Origin of the sequence: Kribbella shirazensis, assembly GCF_011761605.1 — a bacterium.
Classification (GTDB): Bacteria; Actinomycetota; Actinomycetes; order Propionibacteriales; family Kribbellaceae; genus Kribbella; species Kribbella shirazensis.
The window spans coordinates 4,128,378-4,147,823 of sequence record NZ_JAASRO010000001.1 but is presented as its reverse complement, the minus strand read 5'-3'; the positions used below and the strand labels follow the sequence as shown (position 1 = coordinate 4,147,823).

Here is a 19,446-nt window from a genome sequence, read left to right as displayed (position 1 = left end):
CGGGATGTTACGCGTGCGTCAACGTTTGCGGCGTACCTTCGGCAGCGGCAGCTTCGGCCGCCGGGCGGCCAGCGTGGCGGCGGACTCGCGCCTGTCCAGGTCGGCGTGCCGGAGCAGCTCGGGGTACGCCGACTGCGGGACGGCAGGGTACGTCGTGACGATCGCGTCGCCGGAGAACACGAAGAAGATCGCCTGACCGTCCTTGATCACCTTCAGCAAGGAGCCGTCGCGCACGGTCAGAGCGTGCTCGACCGCCTTCCGCCGTGCGGAACGCTTCGCCCAGGCGGCCTGGACCGCCTGCTGCGCGGGCTCCCGCCCGTGCCGCACCGCCTCGACCACCAGCGGCCCGTACCGCACGCCGTACTTGACCAAGTTCTTCGCCAGCCGGCCCTGACCACTCGCTCCACCCGCCATAAAGCGAGGGTACTGACTGCGCCGGGTCGGAATGCGGACGCTCGCGGGGTCAGGCACCATGGTGGCCGTGACCACCCCGAATCCGCGTCGGCCGATCATGCCCGGCAACAAGCTGTTCGAGTCGCTGCCCGGGGCCGCCGATCCGGCGACCGTGACCGAGGCCGCGCACCGGACCGCCGAGTTGCTCGTCCGCGGCGTGCGGAAGTCCGAGGACGCGGAGGTGCACGCTCGGGTGGTCAAACTCGCTGACGAGTACGGTCTCGACGAACTGGCCGAGCTGTGGTCCGACTCCCCCGCCGACTCGTTGCCCGGGGCGCTCTGGCGGCTGTACGTGCTGCGGTCGTGGGTGCACGCGAACGCCGAGGAGGTGTCGCGCGAGTTCGCAGGCGGCCGCAAGTACGCCGAGGTGCACGCGGTCGTCGCCGGCGTCGCGGAGCCACCCGGGCCGACCGAGGTACGGGACATGGTGGACGCCGTACTGCGGGGTGTCGCGACCGGGGATTTCGCGACCACGCTGGACCGCGCGGCCGCGTTCGCGCGGATCGTGGCGACCGGCCGGGCCCATCTCGCCGACGACGGCCACGACCGGGTCCTGGCCGCCTCCAAACTGGTCGAGACCGCTGACCAGCTGCAGATCGCGGCACGCATCGAACGCGCCGGAAATCTGTGGTAGTTGCGTCCCGCGCCGACGGATGTTATAGCGTCTCGCGGCCTGGAATCCCAACAGGACAAGGGGTTTGAGCACCCGCTACACTGTTCGAGGTGTCGGGCCGGTGCAAGCCCCGGGTCCCAAAATAAGCCGCTACGAGCGGCCACGCGCCGTGAGGCGCTTCCCGGTCCGGCACCCTCAATCTCCGCTCCCACAATCACCCCGTTGCAGCTCTACGTGGCCGCTGGATCTACACAGCTCAGGGTTCGGTTCGGGGATAACCCCCTATCGGTCCGGCGCGAACACGTGCACACTCGGTGGAAGTTGTTGACCGGTTTGCTGGGGGGCCGCTGATCAGCCAGGGGAGGGCGATCGGCAATGGAGGGGACTGTCGCAGTCGTGCACGCCGAAGGCGTTGTACGCGTGTACGGCGAAGGGGACACCGCAGTCCGTGCGCTGCACGGTGTGGACGTCGAGATCGAGTCCGGACAGCTCACGGCGGTGATGGGGCCGTCCGGGTCCGGCAAGTCGACGATGATGCACATCCTGGCGGGGCTGGACCGGCCGACGTCGGGCTCGGTCCGGATCGCCGGCATCGAGATCACGACACTGGGTGACGACGCGCTGACCAAGCTCCGCCGTCAGCACATCGGCTTCATCTTCCAGTTCTTCAACCTGCTGCCGATGCTCAGCGCGCGGGACAACATCCTGCTGCCGCTGACGATCGCCGGGGAGAAGCCGGATCAGGAGTTCTTCGACGGCCTGGTCGAACGCGTCGGCCTCGCCGACCGCCTCACGCACCGACCGGCCGAGCTGTCCGGCGGCCAGCAGCAGCGCGTCGCGATCGCCCGGGCGCTGGTGTCCCGGCCGACCGTGGTGTTCGCCGACGAGCCGACCGGCAACCTGGACTCCCGGACCAGCGGCGAGATCCTCGCCCTGATGCGGTCGTCGGTCGAGGAGTACGGTCAGACGACGGTGATGGTGACGCACGACGCCAAGGCCGCCGCGATGGCCGACCGGGTGCTGTACCTCGCCGACGGCGAGATCGTGAAGGAGACCGGGCGGTCCAATCAGCACGAGATCCTGCAGATCATCGACACCATGGACCTGCAGTGATCAAGTTCGCGCTGCAGGGACTGCTCGCCCGCAAGCTACGGACGGCGCTGACCGCGATCGGCATCGTCCTCGGGGTGTCGCTGATCTCCGGCACCTATGTCCTCACCGACTCGATCTCGAGCGCGTTCGACTCGATCTTCAGCCAGAACTACAAGAACACCGACGCCGCGATCACCGGGAAGTCCGCGTTCGACCTCGCCGACGACGGGACACAGACAGCGCCACCGTTCGGTGCCGACCTACTGCAGAAGGTCCGGGATCTTCCGGAGGTCGGCGCGGCCGGCGGTGCGGTGGGCGGCGAGGCCCAGCTGATCGGCAAGGACGGCAAGGCGATCGTGTTCGGCGGTGCTCCGAACCTCGGTTTCAGCGTCGATCCGTCGCTGCCGCAGTTCAACTCCCTCAGTCTGGCCTCCGGCGACTGGCCGGCCACGGGTGAGGTGGTCATCGACACGAAGACCGCGGCGGAGAAGGGATTCGTGGCCGGCGACACGATCGGCGTCCAGGCCCGCGGCGCGGTCGAGCCGATGCGGATCTCCGGGCTGGTCAGTTTCGGCGCTGTCTCGTCGATCGGCGGCGCCACGCTGGCGGGCTTCGAGCTCGGCACGGCCCAGCGGTTGTTCGACAAGCCCGGGAAGCTTGACCAGATCCTGATCGCCGCCAAGGAGGGCGTGGACCGGCCGCAGCTGCTGGCCGCGGTCCAGAAGATCCTGCCGCCCGCGACCCAGGTCCGCAGCGCGGAGGATCAGGCCGCCGAGGACGCCGCCGGGACGAGCGAGTTCCTGAGCTTCCTGCAGACGTTCCTGCTGGTCTTCGGCGGGATCGCGTTGTTCGTCGGCTCGTTCGTGATCGCGAACTCGCTGTCGATCACGATCGCCCAGCGCACCCGCGAGTTCGCCACGCTGCGGACGCTCGGCGCCGCGCGCCGGCAGATCCTCGGCACGGTCGTCCTCGAGGCGCTCGTGACCGGCATCGTCTCGGCCGTCGCCGGGTTGTTCCTCGGTCTGGCGATCGCGACCGGCCTGTTCAACCTGTTCGATGCGATCGGCTTCACGCTGCCGAACAACGGGCTGGTGTTCCGGACGCGGACCGTCGTCGTCGCGCTCCTGGTCGGCGTGGTCGTGACCGTGCTGGCCAGTTTGCGGCCGGCGATGCGCGCCACACGGGTACCGCCGATCGCCGCCGTCCGAGAGGGCGCGGCGCTGCCGCCGGGACGTTTCCACCGGTTCCGCTCGGTGGGTGCCGCGGCGCTGGCCGTGGTGGGAATCGGCACGGTGCTGGCCGGACTGTTCGTCGACGGTCTGGCGACCCGGACATTGCTGATCCTGCTCGGACTCGGCGTCCTGCTGCTGTTCGTCGGCATCGCGTCGTTCTCCGCACGACTCGTCCGGCCGATGGCCGCGGTCTCAGATCCGGTGGCGCGCTGGTCGGTGGTCGCCCTGACCGCGATCGCTTGGCCGTTCTTCCTGGTGCCGCTGTGGCTGATCCGCCGGCTGTTTGGGCGCCCGGCAGAGTTCCCCGGGATTCTCCCGGACGGCCCTGCGGTCACCCTCGGCGGGCAGAACAGCCGGCGCGATCCACGCCGTACGGCGTCGACGGCCGCGGCCCTGATGATCGGGCTCGCGCTGGTCACCCTCGTCGCCACGCTCGGCGCCGGGATCATCAAGCCGTTCGAAGACGCGGTCGACCGGATCTCCAGTTCCGACTACGCGATCACCGCGCAGAACAACTTCAGCCCGCTGCCGCCGGCTGTGGCGGCCGCGGCGGCCAACGTGCCGTCGGTGACGGAGGTGACCAGCGTCCGCGCCGGGCAGGCCAAGGCGTTCGACAAGACGATCTCCATCACCGCGATCGACGAGACAGCGCCCAAGCTGCTCCGGTTCGACTGGCGCTCCGGTTCGCAGGCGTCACTGACCGAACTGGCAGCCGATGGCGCGATCGTCGACGCCGACTACGCCGACGAGCACTCGCTCGCCATGGGCTCGAGGTTCACCCTGCAAACGGTCAACGGCAAGCTGTTGCAGCTCACGGTGCGCGGCATCTTCGATCCGCCGGCCGGTGGGTCGCCGTTCGGCAACGTGACGATCTCGACCAAAACCTTCGACGCCTCGACCGGACAACCGCAGAACATCTACAGCTTCCTGAACATCCAAGGCGGAGTGACACAGGCGAACACCGCCACCCTGAACGCCGCCCTGGCCTCGTTCCCGAACGCCAAGGCCGTGACCATCGAACAGTTCAAGGACAACCAGACCGACGGCATCAAGAGCTTGCTGAACGTGCTCTACGTCCTGCTGGCGCTGTCCGTGATCGTGAGCCTGTTCGGCATCGTCAACACACTGGTGCTGACCGTCTTCGAGCGAACCCGCGAACTCGGCATGCTGCGCGCGATCGGCCTGACCCGCCGGCAGGTGAAGCGGATGATCCGTCAGGAGTCCGTCATGACAGCGCTCATCGGCGCGGTCATCGGGATCGTCCTCGGTCTGGTCCTCGCGTCCCTGCTGGCCGCACGGCTCGACGAGATCAGCTTCACCGTCCCGGTCGGCCAACTGGTCGTCTTCGCCGTCGTCTCGGTCGTCGTCGGCATCATCGCCGCGATCTGGCCGGCCCGCCGCGCGGCCAAACTGAACCCGCTGGAGGCACTCCAGTACGAGTAGTCGTACCTAACCCTTGGCGCTGCTAGCTTCGCTGGCTGTGAAGCGAATCACCGCCGTCGCGCTCGTACTCGTCCTGGCCGGTTGTTCGACGGTCGAGTCGAAGGACATCCGGACCAGCGGGATCACCGCCGACTACGTCGTCACCCTGCCCGAAACGGACGACGTTGCGAAGGTGAGTGCGTCGTACCGCGTCGGCAAACTCACCTTCGTCGAGCTCGGCGACGGCGAGTCGGTCACGTCGTCAGGCGGCGGCAAGAACGTCAGGCTCGAGCGTCACCGCGCCGCCGGTGCCACCGAGTACGGCGGTCGACTCGACGGCGTGGTCGCCGCAGGGACCGAGATCACGTTCGACCTCAGCCGCGGGAAGGACGACGACTCCGCGCCGCGGTCCACGGTGAAACTCCCCGAACGCGTGCGGCTCACAGCTCCCCTGGCCGGTACGACGTACTCCCGCCGCTCCCCGATCCCGGTCCGCGTTGACAGCGCGCCGTCCGAGCTGCCGTCCGTCCTCACCTGGAACGGTGAATGCATCCAGACCGGCAGCCTGGAGCTGGCGCCCGGCCGTACGTCACTCAGCATCCCCACCGGCTCGATCCGGCCGGCCACGGAGACGCCGACGCCCGGCGCCAAGCCCACCACGACCTGCCCGGTCGACCTCACACTGACCCGACGTTCCGAAGGCACGCTGGACAAGGCCTTCAAGAACGGCCACATCACCGCAGAGAGCCAATCCGTTCGCCGGATCACCTCCACACCGTGAATTAGGGTCGAGCCATGCCCGCTTCTGAGATCACCGTGAACGAATGGTTCCGCCCCTGGGACTTCCTATGGCTCGCGGCCGGCATCGCGGCGATCACCGCCATCGTGTGGATCACCGTGGCGGTTCCGGCCGGTGACCTGGTTCCGCTAGGCAACAACAGTGCCTTTCCGAAGTACGCCGACACGCACCGGGCGCCGCTGCTCATCCCACTCTTCGCGGTCCTCGGATGGGTGGGCCTGAAGTTCGCCTGCCAGCTGCAGAGTCCGCTCGCCGCGCGCCTCGACCAGCACGGCATCAAGCTGTACGCCGGCACCAACTTCGGCCTGCGCACAAAGATCGGCCCGCCACGAGCCGAGGCCCCCTGGGACGCGATCGCCCGGGTAGTCCTGCGCTACCGCCCCACCAAGCTGCTCAAATTCATCCCAACCCGGACAACAGTCCTATCCTTCGAACGCCCCAACGGCAAACCCTACGGCCACCGCGCATCCGTCTCCCCCTGGTCCCTACACAAGATAGCCGCCGCCACAACACATTTCGCCCCCCACGTCGAGGTCACCGACGAGCGGTACCCGCGCAAGCCTCGCGTGGTCACGCCGTAACTCTCACACGCAGCTGGCTCAGGACGTCGGATCCCGGACCGGGCGGTGGTTTCGGTCCGGTCGTCTCCGAGGTGACGACGGCGGCGGTAGCGCGAGGCCGGTTGGACAGAGTGGGTGTGATGGCGCAAACGGTCACTCGACCGCTAGTGCTCGATCGCCTGACCACCCAGGCGGTCCTGAACCACCACCTTGCTCACCATCGCGGTAATGGCGCGCGACGGGGCGACCGAGACACCGCGCGCCTGGCGCCTTCTGCCCAATCGCATCGCACCCGTGACGGCGTTGGAACTGCTTCCAAACCGGCTGCACGACCGTCGGCCCTCGCCCCCAGGTGGTGACTCGACCACCTAGGAGCGCGCCCACCGACCCATTCGTGCGATCACACCTGAGCGCTCCGACACCCGGCATATTTACCTGGGAGAACCCGCCTACAATCCGTCTCGAGAGGTTCGCGCGTCAACTACTCTGCGATCGGATTAGGTACAACTCATAGTCACCGGTAGCCACGAGATCCCGCGCTGCAGCAAGAATTGATTCAACCCCAGGCTCTCGCAGGATGACGCCATCGGTTGACACGAAATATGCCCCCGAGGCATGCTCTCCAGTTTCATTCCACCGCTCCATCAATCGCCCCACCTCCGCCAGCGTCAGAAATGTACCGGCCCACGACTCATCATTTGGTAAATCAATCCAGCCATCTACATTGCAGACTGCTTCCGGGGCCTCACCATCTTCAAGAAGCAGCCTCAGCCGGAAATTCGGTTCATCGATCGAGTACAAAGCTACCTTCCATAGACCTCGGTCAATCTCTTGATCACTGCGTTTTCGTTGCCCTTATTTGCCTTGCCGACAATTTCGATACCTTGGCTGTTATTCCTATAGAAGACGCGAGCGCCACTGCGCGTCCTCAAATAATACACGTCCGTGTTACCGAGAGATTTTGACCCGATTCCCGGATTGGTGTTCCCGTTCTGAAACCTAGCAACAATATTATCCACATCTTGCTGCTGGCGAGCATTCTTTCCAACCTGCTGGGCCGCCCTCTCCAGCACCTTATCTCCACGCAGTCGTGAAGTGACGGTGATTTTCGGTTTGCCAGGGCCCTGCTCGTCGTCTGGATCCGGTGATTGTGCGGTACTGCCGCTGACATTGGAACCGGATCCTGACGTGCTGTCTGAGCCCGAGCCTACGGTCTGCAGGATCTGGTCGATGATCTGGGCGATCGCGTCACCGATTGGGATTCCCGCGATGCCCACGGCGATGCCGCCAACTGCGGCACCGGTCGAGCCTCCTGGCACACCCATGACCTGTGGTCGGCCCGGTTGTCCGCAGGCGGCGGACTCGCAGATCTGGATACCGTTGAACCAGTTGTACGAGCCAGTGTTCTTGACGCTCGCGACGACGGAACCGGCGGTGTCGAGGGCGTTTTGGTATTGCTGGTCCGACCAGGCGCTAGTTTCGTCGGTTAGGTCGTCTCCGGAGGAGACGACAGTGGCCGGCTGTGATGGGTCGGTTGGGCAGAGCGGATTGCCGCTGGCGCAGACGGGGTCACCGGGTGGCGGTTGTACGACCGTCTTGGCCTCATCCTCCAGCTCGTCGCGTTCCTTCTCGATCTTCTTTTCCAGCTGGCACTGGGCGTCGCACTTCGGCGGGGGCTTGGGGCCACAGCCGCGTTTGCAGCCGCCGTCGCCGCCACCGCCGTCACCGTCACCGCCGTCCCCGGCGCCGTCGCAGGCTTTCGGGTGGCTCTTGCAGTTGGGGTCGGGTTCTGGCGGACAATGCTTTCCACCGCCGGGCTTCGTGCACTTCTTCGGTGGGCACGTGTTTGTCTTCTTGCAGTCCTTCTTTGGCGGCGGTGGCGGCTTCGGGGGATCCTCGGGACAGATCCTCACGGGCCGCGCATCGTCGTGCGGATTGAGAGGGTCAGGGACCGTCCAGACGCACCCACCATCGAGCTCAGGATCGGCCGGTCGGTGCCCGTCAGGATCGTTTAGCGTGATCGGGTTGCCGCCTGCGTAGGCGTACAGGTTGAGGACTGAGCTGGCGGTGCCGGCGTTGTGGGTGATGGTGTCGCGGGAGTTGAAGGTGCCGGTGCCGGGGTTGTACCAGCGGGCGCCTTGGTTGACGTCGCCGGAGCGGGGGTCGGTCCAGTCCCCCTGGTACCCGACGCGGTACTTGAGTCCGGTGGCGTTGGTGGACTGGCCGAACGGGTCGTAGGTCCGGGTGTCGGGCAGGCCCGCGTCCAGCGTGGTGTCGGCCGGGTCGAAGCCCGCGACGATGTCGCCGTGGCGGTCGGCCAGGACGAGGCGTTTGGTCGTCTCGTAGCCGACCGCGAGCAGGCCGTCGGATGCGGATCGGCCGAAGAACTGGGTGCCGTCGGAGACGACTTCGTCGCTGAAGCCGTCGTAGCGCATCCGCGCGGTACCGGCCTGCACCGGACGGTCGAGAGCGTCGTAGGTGAAGTCACGGTCGGAACGGGTGATCATCCGGTCGAAGGCGTCGAAGCTGAACGCCTCGGTCGTGGTTGTCCCGTCTGTGGTCGTGGCCTGTGTCAGTAGGGCACCGCGGGGTGAGTAGGTGTAGGTGGAGGTGCCGTCGTTGAGGAGACGGTTTCGTTCGTCGTACGAGGCCAGTTTGGTCCCGGCCTTGGTGCGGTTGGAGTTGGCGTCCCAGCCGTAGGCGGTGGTGGTTGTTCCCTTGGTCCAGGCGGTGAGCCGGCCGAGTTGGTCGTAGGTGTAGGTGTTGTTGCCGGCGCCGGCGACGCCGGTGGTGTTCTTCGACGTGATGTTGTTGTCGGCGTCGTAGCCGTAGGTGATCGACGAGACCGTTGTTCCGGGAGCGGCTCCGGCTTTGAGTACGTCGGAGTTCATCCGGCCGTAGGCGTCGTAGCCGATTGTGCGGACCCGGTTGGAGCCGTAGTCGATCGAGGCGAGTTGCCCGGCGGCGTTGTAGCCGAGGGTTTGCAGGACACGGGTAACCGGGTCCGTGACCGTTGCCGGTCGGCCGTTCAGGTAGGTGAAGTCGGCGGTTCCGGCGGCGTCGATCCGCTGGGTGAGCTGGCCGTCGGGGTCGTAGCCGTGGGTCGAGGTCCCAGAAGGGCCGTCCGCGCGCAGGAGCATGCCGCGGTCGTTGTAGGTGTAGGTGTTGACGCCGTCGAGCGCGCTCGAGGTCGCGAGCCGCCCGGCCAGGTCGTAGGTGAGGTTGCGGGTCGCGGTCGGCGCCTCAGCGCCGGTGCCCGTTTCGGTCTCGAGCCGTCCGGCCGCGTCAAAGGTCCGGGTCCGCTGCACGCCGCCCGGCGACAGCAGCGACACCGGGTTCCCGGCCGCGTCGTACGACGCCGTCCAAGTCCGGTCGGCCACCACTGGGTGGGCCGTGGTGGACGGTTCGATGACCTTCTCCGGCAGGCCGAGCGTGTTGACCGTGTAGGTCGTCGAGTTGCCGCGGCCGTCGGTGTAACGGGTCCGATTCCCCGCGGCGTCGTACCCGTAGGAGACAGTGACCTGATCAGTCGCCGAGACCGGGTCGGTCTCCCCGTTAGGTGTCCGCAGTTCCGTCGGCTGGACACCGGACGGGATACGCCTTCGACGCTCCGTGCCGCAGCGTTAGCGTGTACCCATCCCGTGCTCGCGCGGGGCGGGGCGGTCGATCGCGGGCGTTAGCCCGCAGCGTCCGGCGTCAGCCGGAAACTGTGATCCGGCGCTAGCCGGAGGGTGGGTGGGAGCGCGCGTAGCAGGCGCGGGAGGAGCGTAGCGACGGAGCGGCTGCGGAGCACGCGTGGGCTGGTTCACCCGTTGCCGGTTGGTCATCGGTGGGACTGGACTCTTGGTGGCTACCTTTGCGAGGACATGGGTATGCCTGTGGCAGACAGCCTCTGGCTGTGTCCGCCCACTGTCCATCCGGAAGGAAACCCCTCATGCGCCGCCTTCCTCGCGCGCTTCTCCCGTGTGCGCTGGTCGCCGGGCTGCTGCTGCCGGCTGCTCCGGCCGCTGCGGGTCGTGGTGAGTTCGACGTGCAGGCTCATCGTGGTGGGCTCGGGCTCACCGTGGAGAGCACGATCGCCTCGTTCTCGCACGGGCTGCAGCTCGGTGTCAGCACGCTCGAGCTCGACGTCCAGATCACCCAGGACGGGTACGCCGTCGTCACACACGACCGCAAGGTCGACGCCAAGAAGTGCCGCGACACGGCGCCGTACACCGCGGGCGATCCGGAATACCCGTACGTCGGCAAGTACATCAACACCCTGGAGCTGAAGCAGGTCAAGCAGCTCGACTGCGGCTCGCAGACGTTGCCGAACTTCCCCACCCAGCAGCCCGATCCGGGTGCCCGGATGCCCGAACTGCGCGACGTCTTCGCGCTCGTGCACCGCTACCACGCGTACGGCGTGAAGCTGAACATCGAGACCAAGGTCGAAGCCGGCGCACCCAGCGAGACCGCGCCGCGCGAGCAGTTCGTCCAGGTGGTCGCGGACGAGATCCGCAAGGCGAACATCGCCCGCCAGGTGACGATCCAGAGCTTCGACTGGGGCGCGCTGATGCGCATGCGCGAGGTGATGCCGAAACTCCCACTGGTCGCGCTGACGAACTACGACTTCCTGCAGGTCGGCAAGCCGGGCAAGTCGCCCTGGCTCGGCGGGATCGACATCGACGACTTCGGCGGCGACCTGGTCAAGGCCACGAAGTCGTTCGGCGCGTCGGCGATCTCCCCGGTGCACGGCTTCCCGCAGGACGGGAAGGTGACCGACCCGACGTACCGGCCGTATGTCACCGCGGACATGGTGAAGTCGGCGCACCAGGCCGGGATGAAGGTCGTCCCGTGGACGGTCGACGACCCGGCGACCATGCAGTCGCTGATCGACAAGGGTGTCGACGGCATCATCACCGACTACCCGGACCGGCTGCGCGAGGTCGCCCGGGCCAACGACTTCAAGCTTCCCAAGTCGTACGACGCTCCGGCCGTCCGCGCGCTCCCGTCGGCGCACGCGCACAACGACTACGAGCACCGGCAGCCGTTGCAGGACGCACTGGACCGCGGGTTCAACAGCGTCGAGGCCGACGTGTGGCTGGTCGACGGCGAACTGCGCGTCGCGCACGACCTCGCCGACGCCAAGCCCGGCCGCACTCTCGAGAGCCTGTACCTGAAGCCGCTGGCCGATCGGGTCCGGGAGAACCACGGTGAGGTGTACAAGCGCGGCGGCGGTTTCCAGTTGCTGATCGACATCAAGAGCGACGGACCCTCGACGTACGCCGCCATTCACCAGGCGCTGGCGAAGTACCGTGGGATCAGCACGATCTTCGCCGACGGCCGGGTGTTCGAGGGCGCTGTCACCTCGGTCATCAGCGGCAACCGCCCGCTGGACGTCATGAAGGCCCAGAAGGTCCGCTACGCCGGGTACGACGGACGCATGGCCGACCTGCAGTCAGGGATGCCGGCGTCCTTGATGCCGCTCGTCAGTGACAACTGGACGAAGGTGTTCACCTGGCAGGGCGTCGGTCCGATGCCCGAGGCCGAGAAGGCCAAGCTGCACGACATCGTGATCAGCGCACACCAGTCCGGCTACAAGGTCCGCTTCTGGGCGACCCCGGACATCCCAGGAGCCGCCCGTGAAGCCCTGTGGCGCGAGCTGGTCGCTGCTGACGTGGACTACATCAACACCGACGACCTGCACGGACTGGAAGACTTCCTCCGCAGCTAGGGCTTGACCTCTGTGAGGGCGACGAAATCGTCGCCCTCACGGAGGGCCTTCCGCTGCTTCACTGCACCGTTCCCTTCGCGCAACACGCGCTGGATGCCGTCACGCACCAGGTCCTCGGCACCCAGTACCTGCAGTGCTGGTTCGACATGCCTGTGCAGCCGTTCTATGACCTGCGGCATCGGCAGGCTGTCCCCACTCAGCACGTCCAGCCCACGCGCGGTCACCCCGTTCCGTGCGGCGAGCCAGTAGGCGGCCCGCAGTACCTCAGGCTCCAGCGTCGGCCCCTTGGTGCCTTCCTCCAGAGCAGTGACCACCACCGCACGGACCAGCGTCGCGATCAGCACGGTGTCGTCCGTGGTGAGAGGTATGTCGGTCACCCGCACCTCAACGGTCGGCAGGTGCGCCGAGGGCCGGATGTCCCAGTAGACCATCCGCTCGTCCATCAGGGTCCCGGCCGCCATGTGCATCGCCACCAGAGCCTCGTAGTGGTCGAGCGACTCCAGGTACGGCGGCGGGCCGGCGCAGGGCCATCGTGTCGTCATCAGCCACCGCCAGCTCGCGAACCCGGTGTCCTGCCCGAGGTAGATCGGTGAGTTGGCACTGATCGCGAGCAGCACGGGCAGCCACGGCCGGAGGTGGTTGCTGACCTTCGTAGCCGTGTCCTTGTCAGGCACTTCCACATGCACGTGGCAACCGCAGACACCCTGCTCCCGCGCCAGCAGACCCCACTCCCGGACCAGCTGTTGGTACCACGGCTTCTTGGTGATCGGCTGCGCCGCCCGACCATGAGGGGGTACTGCGATCGCGAGCAGCCGGGCATCCTCTTCCGCCGCGGCGATCGCGAGCTGGGAACGCATCCGAACCAGGTGCTCATGTAGCTCACTTGCCGACGTACAGACCGGCGTGTTGATCTCTACCATCGCCCTGGTCAGCTCCAGCGCCACGTCCAACTCCCCCGCGTCCCTGAGCACGGCTTTGCTCCGCGGGAGCGGATCACCCGTGGCGGACACGAGGAGTAGTTCTTCCTCTACTCCGAACGGAGGTAGCTTCACCCTCGACAAGTACCCCTCCGCTAACCGGTTAGGCTCTCCCGCGTGAGTCTGCCTGTAGTCACCGCGACCCGGTACGTGCTGCCGCTGCGCGAAGGCGGGTCGCTGCCCGGGGTTGTCGAGGGCAACGACCTCGGCACGTACGTGATCAAGTTCCACGGCGCCGGCCAGGGCCCGAAGGCGCTGGTGGCGGAGGTCATCGTCGGTGAGCTGTTCCGCCGCCTCGACCTGCGGGTGCCCGAGCTGAAGCTGATCGAGCTCGACCCGGCGATCGGCAGGTCCGAGCCGGACTTCGAGATCCAGGAGCTGCTGATCCGCAGCGCCGGTCTGAACCTCGCCGTCGACTTCCTCCCGGGCTCCTTCGGGTACGACGGATCGGCCGGCAATCCCGGTGACGCCGCGATGGCCCGCATCCTCTGGCTGGACGCGTTCGTGGCGAACGTGGACCGCTCCTGGCGGAACACGAACATGCTGGTCTGGCACAAGAACCTGTGGCTGATCGACCACGGCGCCGCGCTGTACTTCCACCACTCCTGGATGTCCGCGGAGAAGTTCGCGAGCCTGCCGTACGACGCGAACGACCATGTGTTCTCGGTCGCGGCAGCCGCGGTGCCGGGTGTGGACGCCGAGCTGGCCGCGGCGATCACCCCGGAGCTGTTGAAGGAAGTGATCGGGCTGGTGCCGGACGAGTGGCTCGGGGACGGCGATCGCGAACGGTACCTAGGCCATCTGCTGGCTCGACTCGACAACCGGCCCGCCTGGCTGCCGGGAGGTGCGCGGTGAAGCCTTTCGACTACGTGATTCTGCGGGCCGCTCCGCGCATCCAGCGGGGCGAGTTCATCAACGTGGGGGCGGTGCTCTACTGCCGGGCGCTCGACTACCTGGGCGCCGGATGGGACGTAGATCCGGATCGCCTGAGAGCGTTGGACCCAGCAGTAGACGTTGACGTGGTCTGTGCGTCGTTGGAGCAGGTTCGCGCGATCTGCGCGGGCGATCCGGCTGGTGGACCAGCAGCGGCCACGAAGATCGGCGAGCGGTTCCGGTGGCTCGCCGCGCCTCGGAGTACCGTCGTCCATCCCGGGCCGATCCACAGCGGGCTCACCGATGACCCCGCTGCGGACCTGGAGCGGTTGCTGGACTCCTTCGTGCGTTAGCCCAGCGCCTTGGACACCACGTCGCGTGCCTGGGTGAAGACCTGCTCCAGGTGCTCGGCGCCCTTGAACGACTCGCCGTAGATCTTGTAGAGGTCCTCGGTCCCGGACGGGCGGGCAGCGAACCACGCCGACTCGGTGGTGACCTTCAGCCCGCCGATCGCGGCGCCGTTACCAGGAGCCTCGGTCAGCCGGTCCACAATCGGCTCGCCGGCCAGCTCGGTCGCGGTGACCGCATCGGCGGACAGCGCGGACAGCTTGGCCTTCTGCTCGCGTGTGGCGGGTGCGTCGACCCGTGAGTACGCCGATGCGCCGAACTGCTCCACCAGCTTCGCGTGGGCCTGCGACGGCGTCTCGCCGGTCACCGCGGTGATCTCGCTCGCCAGCAACGCCAGCAGGATCCCGTCCTTGTCCGTAGTCCACACCGTGCCGTCGAAGCGCAGGAAACTCGCACCGGCGGATTCCTCACCACCGAAGCCGACAGAGCCGTCCACCAGGCCAGGTACGAACCACTTGAAGCCGACAGGTACCTCCCACAACCGACGACCCAGGTCCGCGACCACGCGGTCGATCAGCGACGAGGAGACCAGTGTCTTGCCGACAGCGACGTCCGGGCCCCACTGCCGGTTGCTGAACAGGTAGGAGATCGCCACGGCCAGGTAGTGGTTCGGGTTCATCAGCCCGGCGTCAGGCGTGACGATGCCGTGCCGGTCCGCGTCCGCGTCGTTCCCGGTCGCTACGTCGTACTTGTCCCGCTGCGCGACCAGCGAGGCCATCGCGTACGGCGAGGAGCAGTCCATCCGGATCTTGCCGTCGTGGTCCAGCGTCATGAACGACCAGGCGGGGTCGACGCGCGGGTTCACGACGGTCAGGTCCAGACCGTGCCGTTCGGCGATCGCGGCCCAGTAGTCCACACTCGCACCGCCGAGCGGGTCGGCGCCGATCTTCACCCCGGCGTCGCGGATCACGGCCAGGTTGAGCACCGACGGCAGGTCGTCGACGTAGTGCGCGACGAAGTCGTAGTCCCCGGCGTGCTGACGCGCCTGCTCGAACGGCTTGCGGCGTACCTCGCGGTTGTCGCCGGCGATGAGCTGGTTGGCGCGGTTCGCGATCCAGCTGGTCGCGTCGGAGTCGGCCGGTCCGCCGTGCGGCGGGTTGTACTTGATGCCGCCGTCCCGCGGCGGGTTGTGCGACGGCGTGATAACGATACCGTCGGCGTCGGCGCCCGCGCCGCGGTTCAGCCGCAGGATCGCGTGCGACACCGCGGGGGTCGGCGTGAGCCGGTCGGCGCTGTCCACGAGCGTCTGTACGTCGTTGCCCGCCAGCACCTCCAGGACCGTGCGCCAGGCCGGCTCGGACAGGCCGTGGCTGTCGCGGCCGACGAGCAGCGGTCCCGTCGTCCCCTGGCCGGCCCGGTACTCACAGACGGCCTGGGTGATCGCCAGGATGTGCGCCTCGTTGAAGGCGCCGTCGAGACTCGAGCCGCGATGGCCCGACGTACCGAAGACCACCTTCTGGGCTGGGTTCTCCACGTCCGGGGTGATGTCGCCGTACGCCGCCAGCATGGCGTCGACGTCGACGAGGTCCTCCGGCTGTGCTGGCTGGCCTGCGCGTGGGTGCATGACCACATGCAACCACACGAAGGTCAGCTGCCGTACGGCGTGAGGAGCTGGTCGACAGGTGCGTAGTCGTCGGTCAGCACCGGTGCGTCGCCGACGAAGTCGTCCAGCCGGTCACGGATCTCCATGTTCGGCTCGAGCTTCGCCGCGATCCCCGGTACGTCGATCGGCTGGTCGGACGCGACCACGACGAAGTTGCCGCCGCTCTTGCCGGTGAACTCGTTCTTGCGCGCGATCACCGCGACGTGCGCGAACTCGGCCTGCACGGTCTTGATCTCGGCCTTCGCGAACTTCGCCGGCCCGAAGTCGATCACGTTGATCAGGTAGATCCCGCCGGGCCGCAGGACCCGCCGGACGTCGGCCACCAACTCGCGGGTGGTCAGATGCCACGGCACGGACACCCCGCTGAACGCGTCCATCAGGACCACCTCCCAGCGGTCCGTCGCCTCGTCCCGTACGCCGAGCCGCCCGTCCTTCACCGTCACGTTCAGGTCCGGACCGGTCCGCACTCCCAGCTCGCGCTTGTCGAGCTCCACCACTGCCTTGTCGATCTCGTACACCTGGTGCTTGCTGCCCGGCCTGGTCGCCGTCAGGTACCGCGTCATGGTCATACCGCCGCCGCCGATGTGCAGCGCGTCCACCGGCTGCCCCTCGGGCCGGCTGCCGTTGATCGCGGCCGCGTAGCTCTTGATGTACTCGAACTCGAGGTACGTCGGGTCGTCGAGGTCGACGTACGAGTGCCGCAGCTGGTCGAGGTACAGCGTCCGGCCGCCCTCCCGGTTCGGGTCCGCGGCGACACGGGCACAGTGGTACGCCGTCTCGACCTCACAGGGCCGTGGCGCGACGAAGGTCAGCGTGCCACCGATGATGGCGAGAGCAACCGGTTTGACCGCTGCCCGCGCTCCACGCAACAGGATGGTCAGCACAGCGCCGACGACGACCAGCACCGCGCCTAGCACCAGGACGATCGTGCTGATCGGAACAGTCGCCACGAAGACGAAGCCGGTCAGCACGGTGCCGAAGATGCCGCCGACCGTCGCATACGCGGACAGCCTGCCGACGACGGTACCGGTCTGCTCCAGCGTGGCCAGGCGCAGTTTCGTGACCATGGGCGTGACAGCGGCCAGAAGAGCTGCTGGTGCGAAGAGGGTGACTGCGAGCACGAGGAACACCAGGTCGTTCGCGCTGTCCCTGAAGGCCTCGCCGGTCCAGCGGACCACTGGGAGCACCAGCATCACCAGTGCGCCACCGACCAGGAACAGCGGCCCGAGCGTCCGATGCGGCGGTACCCGGTCGGCGAACCGGCCGCCCAGCGCCGCGCCGGTCGCGATGGCCGCCAGCGCCACCCCGATGACTGCGGTGTTCGTCTCCAGCGTCAGCCCGATGTACGGCGCCACCAGCCGAAGCGACACGAGCTCCAGCACCATGACCGCGGCCGAACTACCGAACGCCAGTGCGATCGCCAGCTCGTGGCTGACCGCCCTACCCTCACCCTTGTGCACCTGCGTCACCCTATCGGTGCGCTGTTAACGCTCAGGACTCGTCCAGGCGGGCGATCAGGGTCTTCGGGGCGATCTGCCGGAAGGCGGTCTCGACCAGGTCCTCGAAATGGCCCCAGTCGACGTCCACGTCCAGGTACACGCCGAGCCAGCCTCGGTGGCCGACGTACGGCGGCCGGTAGAAGTGTGCCGGGTCATCGGCGACCAGCGACTCCTGCACACCGGGCGGGGCTGCCATCCACACCCCGAGGCGGTCGTCGTGGTGATGGTCGGCGTACATGACGAACACCTTCTTGTCCCGGACGAACCAGGTCGGCTCGCCATGACTCGGCCGCTCGGTCACCTCGGGCAGCGCGAGGCAGAGGCCGCGTACGCGTTCCAGAACGTCCATCTGGTTACTGTGTCAGCCGCGCGGTCCAGGTACCACCACACCGGTCTCGTACGCGTAGACGACCGCCTGTGCCCGGTCGCGGAGGTCCAGCTTGGTCAGGATGTTGCTGACGTGCGTCTTCACGGTCTGCTCGGCCAGTACCAGTTCGTCGGCAATCTGCCGGTTGGACAGGCCCCGCGCGACCAGCCGCAGTACGTCGCTCTCTCGCGGCGTCAACTTCGCCGGGGTCACTGGTACTGCGGGCTGCGCGCGGGTGAAGTCCTCCACGAGCCGACGGGTGACCGACGGGGCCAGCAGTGCGTCACCCGCGGCCACGACCCGTACTGCCGCAGCCAGCTCGTCAGGGGTGGAGTGCTTCAGGAGGAAGCCGCTCGCACCGGCACGCAGAGCGGCGTACACGTAGTCGTCCAGGTCGAACGTCGTCAGCATCACAACCCGCGGCGGCCCGCCGGGCGTCGAGTCGGCGAGGATGCGCCGGGTCGCGGCGAGACCGTCCAGCACAGGCATGCGGACGTCCATGAGGATCACGTCCGGCTTCAACTCAGCCGCGAGCTCGACCGCCTGCGCGCCGTCACCGGCCTGACCGACCACCTGCAGGTCGGGCTGCGCGTCCAGCAGCGCACTGAAACCGGCTCGCACAATCTCCTGGTCGTCAACCACCATGACCGTAATCGCCACCCGCCACCTCCTCTCCGACCGGGATGAACGCCTGCACCAGATAACCGCCTCCGGGGGTCGGACCGGTGCTCACAGTCCCGTCGACGAGCGCCACCCGCTCCCGCATACCTCTCAGACCCTGTCCGCTACCAGGAGCAGGTACGACGGGCCGCGGTGGCTCCTCGTTCTCCACCGTGATCTCCAGCTCGCCCTTGGTGCGCCGTACCCCCACCACTACGGGGGCGTGGAGCGCGTGCCGTACTGCGTTGCTGAGCCCCTCCTGCACGACGCGGTACGCCGTCAACTCGACAGCCGGATCGAATCCGGTCGGGACATCACCCACCAACCGCACGTCCACGCCGGCGCGCCGGGTGCTCTCCACGAGCTCGGTGACCTGCTCCAGACCGGGCTGTGGTCCCAGCTCGCCCGCTTGTTCGACCGGCTCGCGCAGCAACCGCAGTACTCGACGCATCTCGGTCAGCGACGCCCGCGCCTCGTCGGCGATGCTCGCGAACTCCGCGCGGACGGCGTCGGGTACGTCGGGTAGCCGGTGCGGCGCACTGTCGGCGCGGACCACCACCACGGACAGGTGGTGCGCTACGACGTCGTGGAGCTCGCGGGCGATGCGGGCTCGCTCCTGGAGGCGCTCACGCTCGGCGCGCTCGGTCTTGCTGATGGTCTCCTGCTCAGCCAGCCGGCGGGTCGTCTCGCTGCGGGAACGGAACAGGTCGCCGACAACGACGGCAACGGCCGACAGCACAGCCATGGTGATCAGACCGCTCCAGCTGCCACGGTCCGGCGCCAGTGCGACCGCTGCGGCGCCAACTGCCTGCGTTGCGAGCCACCACAAGACCTGCTCCCTGCGACCGAGGCCCCGCGTGCCTGCGATCGCAATGACGAACGAGTGCCCGAACGCTGACGTCGTACCCCACGGCCAAGGCTCACTGGAGCTGAGCGGCGTTGTCAGCGCAGCCGTGATGGCAGTGGTGACAAGTGAGACCACTACAGCCTCCCGCGGCCGCAGCCACGACAGGCCCAACGCCAGCGCGCGTGCGATCGCGAGAGCCAGCACAGCCCCTGGTGGTACGTCGTAGTGCTGTGCGAGGTCCATGATGGTCAGGACCAGCAGCGCCACGACTCCCCCGCCGGCACCCCATGCCCACCGGCCGCGCGGCCAGCCGTTCGGTATCTGCACG

16 protein-coding genes are annotated in these 19,446 nt (G+C 67.6%); 8 read left to right on the top strand and 8 right to left on the bottom strand.

What is annotated here, in order from left to right:
* Window positions 1–18 precede the first annotated feature (18 nt).
* A complete protein-coding gene (locus BJY22_RS20255; protein WP_238350408.1) occupies window positions 19–414 on the bottom strand; it encodes a hypothetical protein in 396 nt (131 codons plus the stop codon).
* Between the two features lie 58 nt (window positions 415–472).
* Between BJY22_RS20255 and BJY22_RS20250 the strand changes: the two genes are divergently transcribed.
* From BJY22_RS20250 to BJY22_RS20230, 5 genes are all read left to right on the top strand, one after another.
* Window positions 473–1,087: an RNA-dependent RNA polymerase family protein gene (locus tag BJY22_RS20250; RefSeq protein ID WP_202891192.1), complete on the top strand. Its 615-nt coding sequence runs from the start codon at window positions 473–475 to the stop codon at window positions 1,085–1,087.
* Between the two features lie 354 nt (window positions 1,088–1,441).
* Window positions 1,442–2,179, top strand: coding sequence for an ABC transporter ATP-binding protein (locus BJY22_RS20245; RefSeq protein ID WP_167209021.1), 738 nt, complete (start codon window positions 1,442–1,444; stop codon window positions 2,177–2,179).
* On the top strand, window positions 2,176–4,833 hold the full coding sequence (locus BJY22_RS20240; protein WP_167209019.1) for an FtsX-like permease family protein: 2,658 nt from the start codon (window positions 2,176–2,178) through the stop codon (window positions 4,831–4,833). The genes BJY22_RS20245 and BJY22_RS20240 overlap by 4 nt, the downstream gene beginning before the upstream one ends.
* 37 nt (window positions 4,834–4,870) lie before the next feature.
* Window positions 4,871–5,593 carry a hypothetical protein gene (locus tag BJY22_RS20235; RefSeq protein ID WP_167209018.1) on the top strand — a complete coding sequence of 241 codons (723 nt, stop codon included), beginning with the start codon at window positions 4,871–4,873 and terminating at the stop codon, window positions 5,591–5,593.
* A gap of 14 nt (window positions 5,594–5,607) precedes the next feature.
* Window positions 5,608–6,192, top strand: a complete 585-nt coding sequence (locus tag BJY22_RS20230) for a hypothetical protein (protein WP_167209016.1) — start codon at window positions 5,608–5,610, stop codon at window positions 6,190–6,192.
* Between the two features lie 782 nt (window positions 6,193–6,974).
* Here BJY22_RS20230 and BJY22_RS20225 read toward each other — a convergent pair.
* Window positions 6,975–9,554: an RHS repeat-associated core domain-containing protein gene (locus tag BJY22_RS20225; RefSeq protein ID WP_167209014.1), complete on the bottom strand. Its 2,580-nt coding sequence runs from the start codon at window positions 9,552–9,554 to the stop codon at window positions 6,975–6,977.
* A 551-nt stretch (window positions 9,555–10,105) separates the two neighbouring features.
* On the opposite strand from BJY22_RS20225, the gene BJY22_RS20220 reads away from it, so the two are divergent.
* Window positions 10,106–11,884, top strand: a complete 1,779-nt coding sequence (locus BJY22_RS20220) for a glycerophosphodiester phosphodiesterase family protein (protein ID WP_167209012.1) — start codon at window positions 10,106–10,108, stop codon at window positions 11,882–11,884.
* Here the strand turns inward: BJY22_RS20220 and BJY22_RS20215 are convergent.
* Window positions 11,881–12,936: a glutamate--cysteine ligase gene (locus BJY22_RS20215; RefSeq protein WP_167209010.1), complete on the bottom strand. Its 1,056-nt coding sequence runs from the start codon at window positions 12,934–12,936 to the stop codon at window positions 11,881–11,883. The two genes, BJY22_RS20220 and BJY22_RS20215, sit on opposite strands and share 4 nt — an antisense overlap.
* Window positions 12,937–12,978: 42 nt before the next feature.
* On the opposite strand from BJY22_RS20215, the gene BJY22_RS20210 reads away from it, so the two are divergent.
* Both BJY22_RS20210 and BJY22_RS20205 read left to right on the top strand, forming a co-directional pair.
* Window positions 12,979–13,716 carry a HipA family kinase gene (locus BJY22_RS20210; protein ID WP_167209008.1) on the top strand — a complete coding sequence of 246 codons (738 nt, stop codon included), beginning with the start codon at window positions 12,979–12,981 and terminating at the stop codon, window positions 13,714–13,716.
* Entirely contained in the window at window positions 13,713–14,087 is a 375-nt protein-coding gene (locus BJY22_RS20205) for a DUF3037 domain-containing protein (RefSeq protein WP_167209006.1), read from the top strand. Before BJY22_RS20210 ends, BJY22_RS20205 begins: the two co-directional genes overlap by 4 nt.
* Here BJY22_RS20205 and pgm read toward each other — a convergent pair.
* The 5 genes from pgm to BJY22_RS42980 are packed head-to-tail and all read right to left on the bottom strand — an operon-like array spanning window position 14,084 to window position 19,445.
* Window positions 14,084–15,706 (bottom strand): phosphoglucomutase (alpha-D-glucose-1,6-bisphosphate-dependent), encoded by a 1,623-nt coding sequence (pgm, locus tag BJY22_RS20200; RefSeq protein WP_167209004.1) that lies wholly within the window; start codon window positions 15,704–15,706, stop codon window positions 14,084–14,086. The two genes, BJY22_RS20205 and pgm, sit on opposite strands and share 4 nt — an antisense overlap.
* 23 nt (window positions 15,707–15,729) lie before the next feature.
* Window positions 15,730–17,205 carry a fused MFS/spermidine synthase gene (locus tag BJY22_RS20195; protein WP_337758802.1) on the bottom strand — a complete coding sequence of 492 codons (1,476 nt, stop codon included), beginning with the start codon at window positions 17,203–17,205 and terminating at the stop codon, window positions 15,730–15,732.
* 31 nt (window positions 17,206–17,236) lie between these two features.
* Window positions 17,237–17,593 (bottom strand): MmcQ/YjbR family DNA-binding protein, encoded by a 357-nt coding sequence (locus BJY22_RS20190; RefSeq protein WP_167209002.1) that lies wholly within the window; start codon window positions 17,591–17,593, stop codon window positions 17,237–17,239.
* Between the two features lie 12 nt (window positions 17,594–17,605).
* Complete coding sequence (locus BJY22_RS20185; protein ID WP_167209001.1) at window positions 17,606–18,271, bottom strand: response regulator; 666 nt, start codon at window positions 18,269–18,271, stop codon at window positions 17,606–17,608.
* Complete coding sequence (locus BJY22_RS42980) at window positions 18,246–19,445, bottom strand: histidine kinase (RefSeq protein WP_167208999.1); 1,200 nt, start codon at window positions 19,443–19,445, stop codon at window positions 18,246–18,248. The genes BJY22_RS20185 and BJY22_RS42980 overlap by 26 nt, the downstream gene beginning before the upstream one ends.
* Window position 19,446 lies beyond the last annotated feature (1 nt).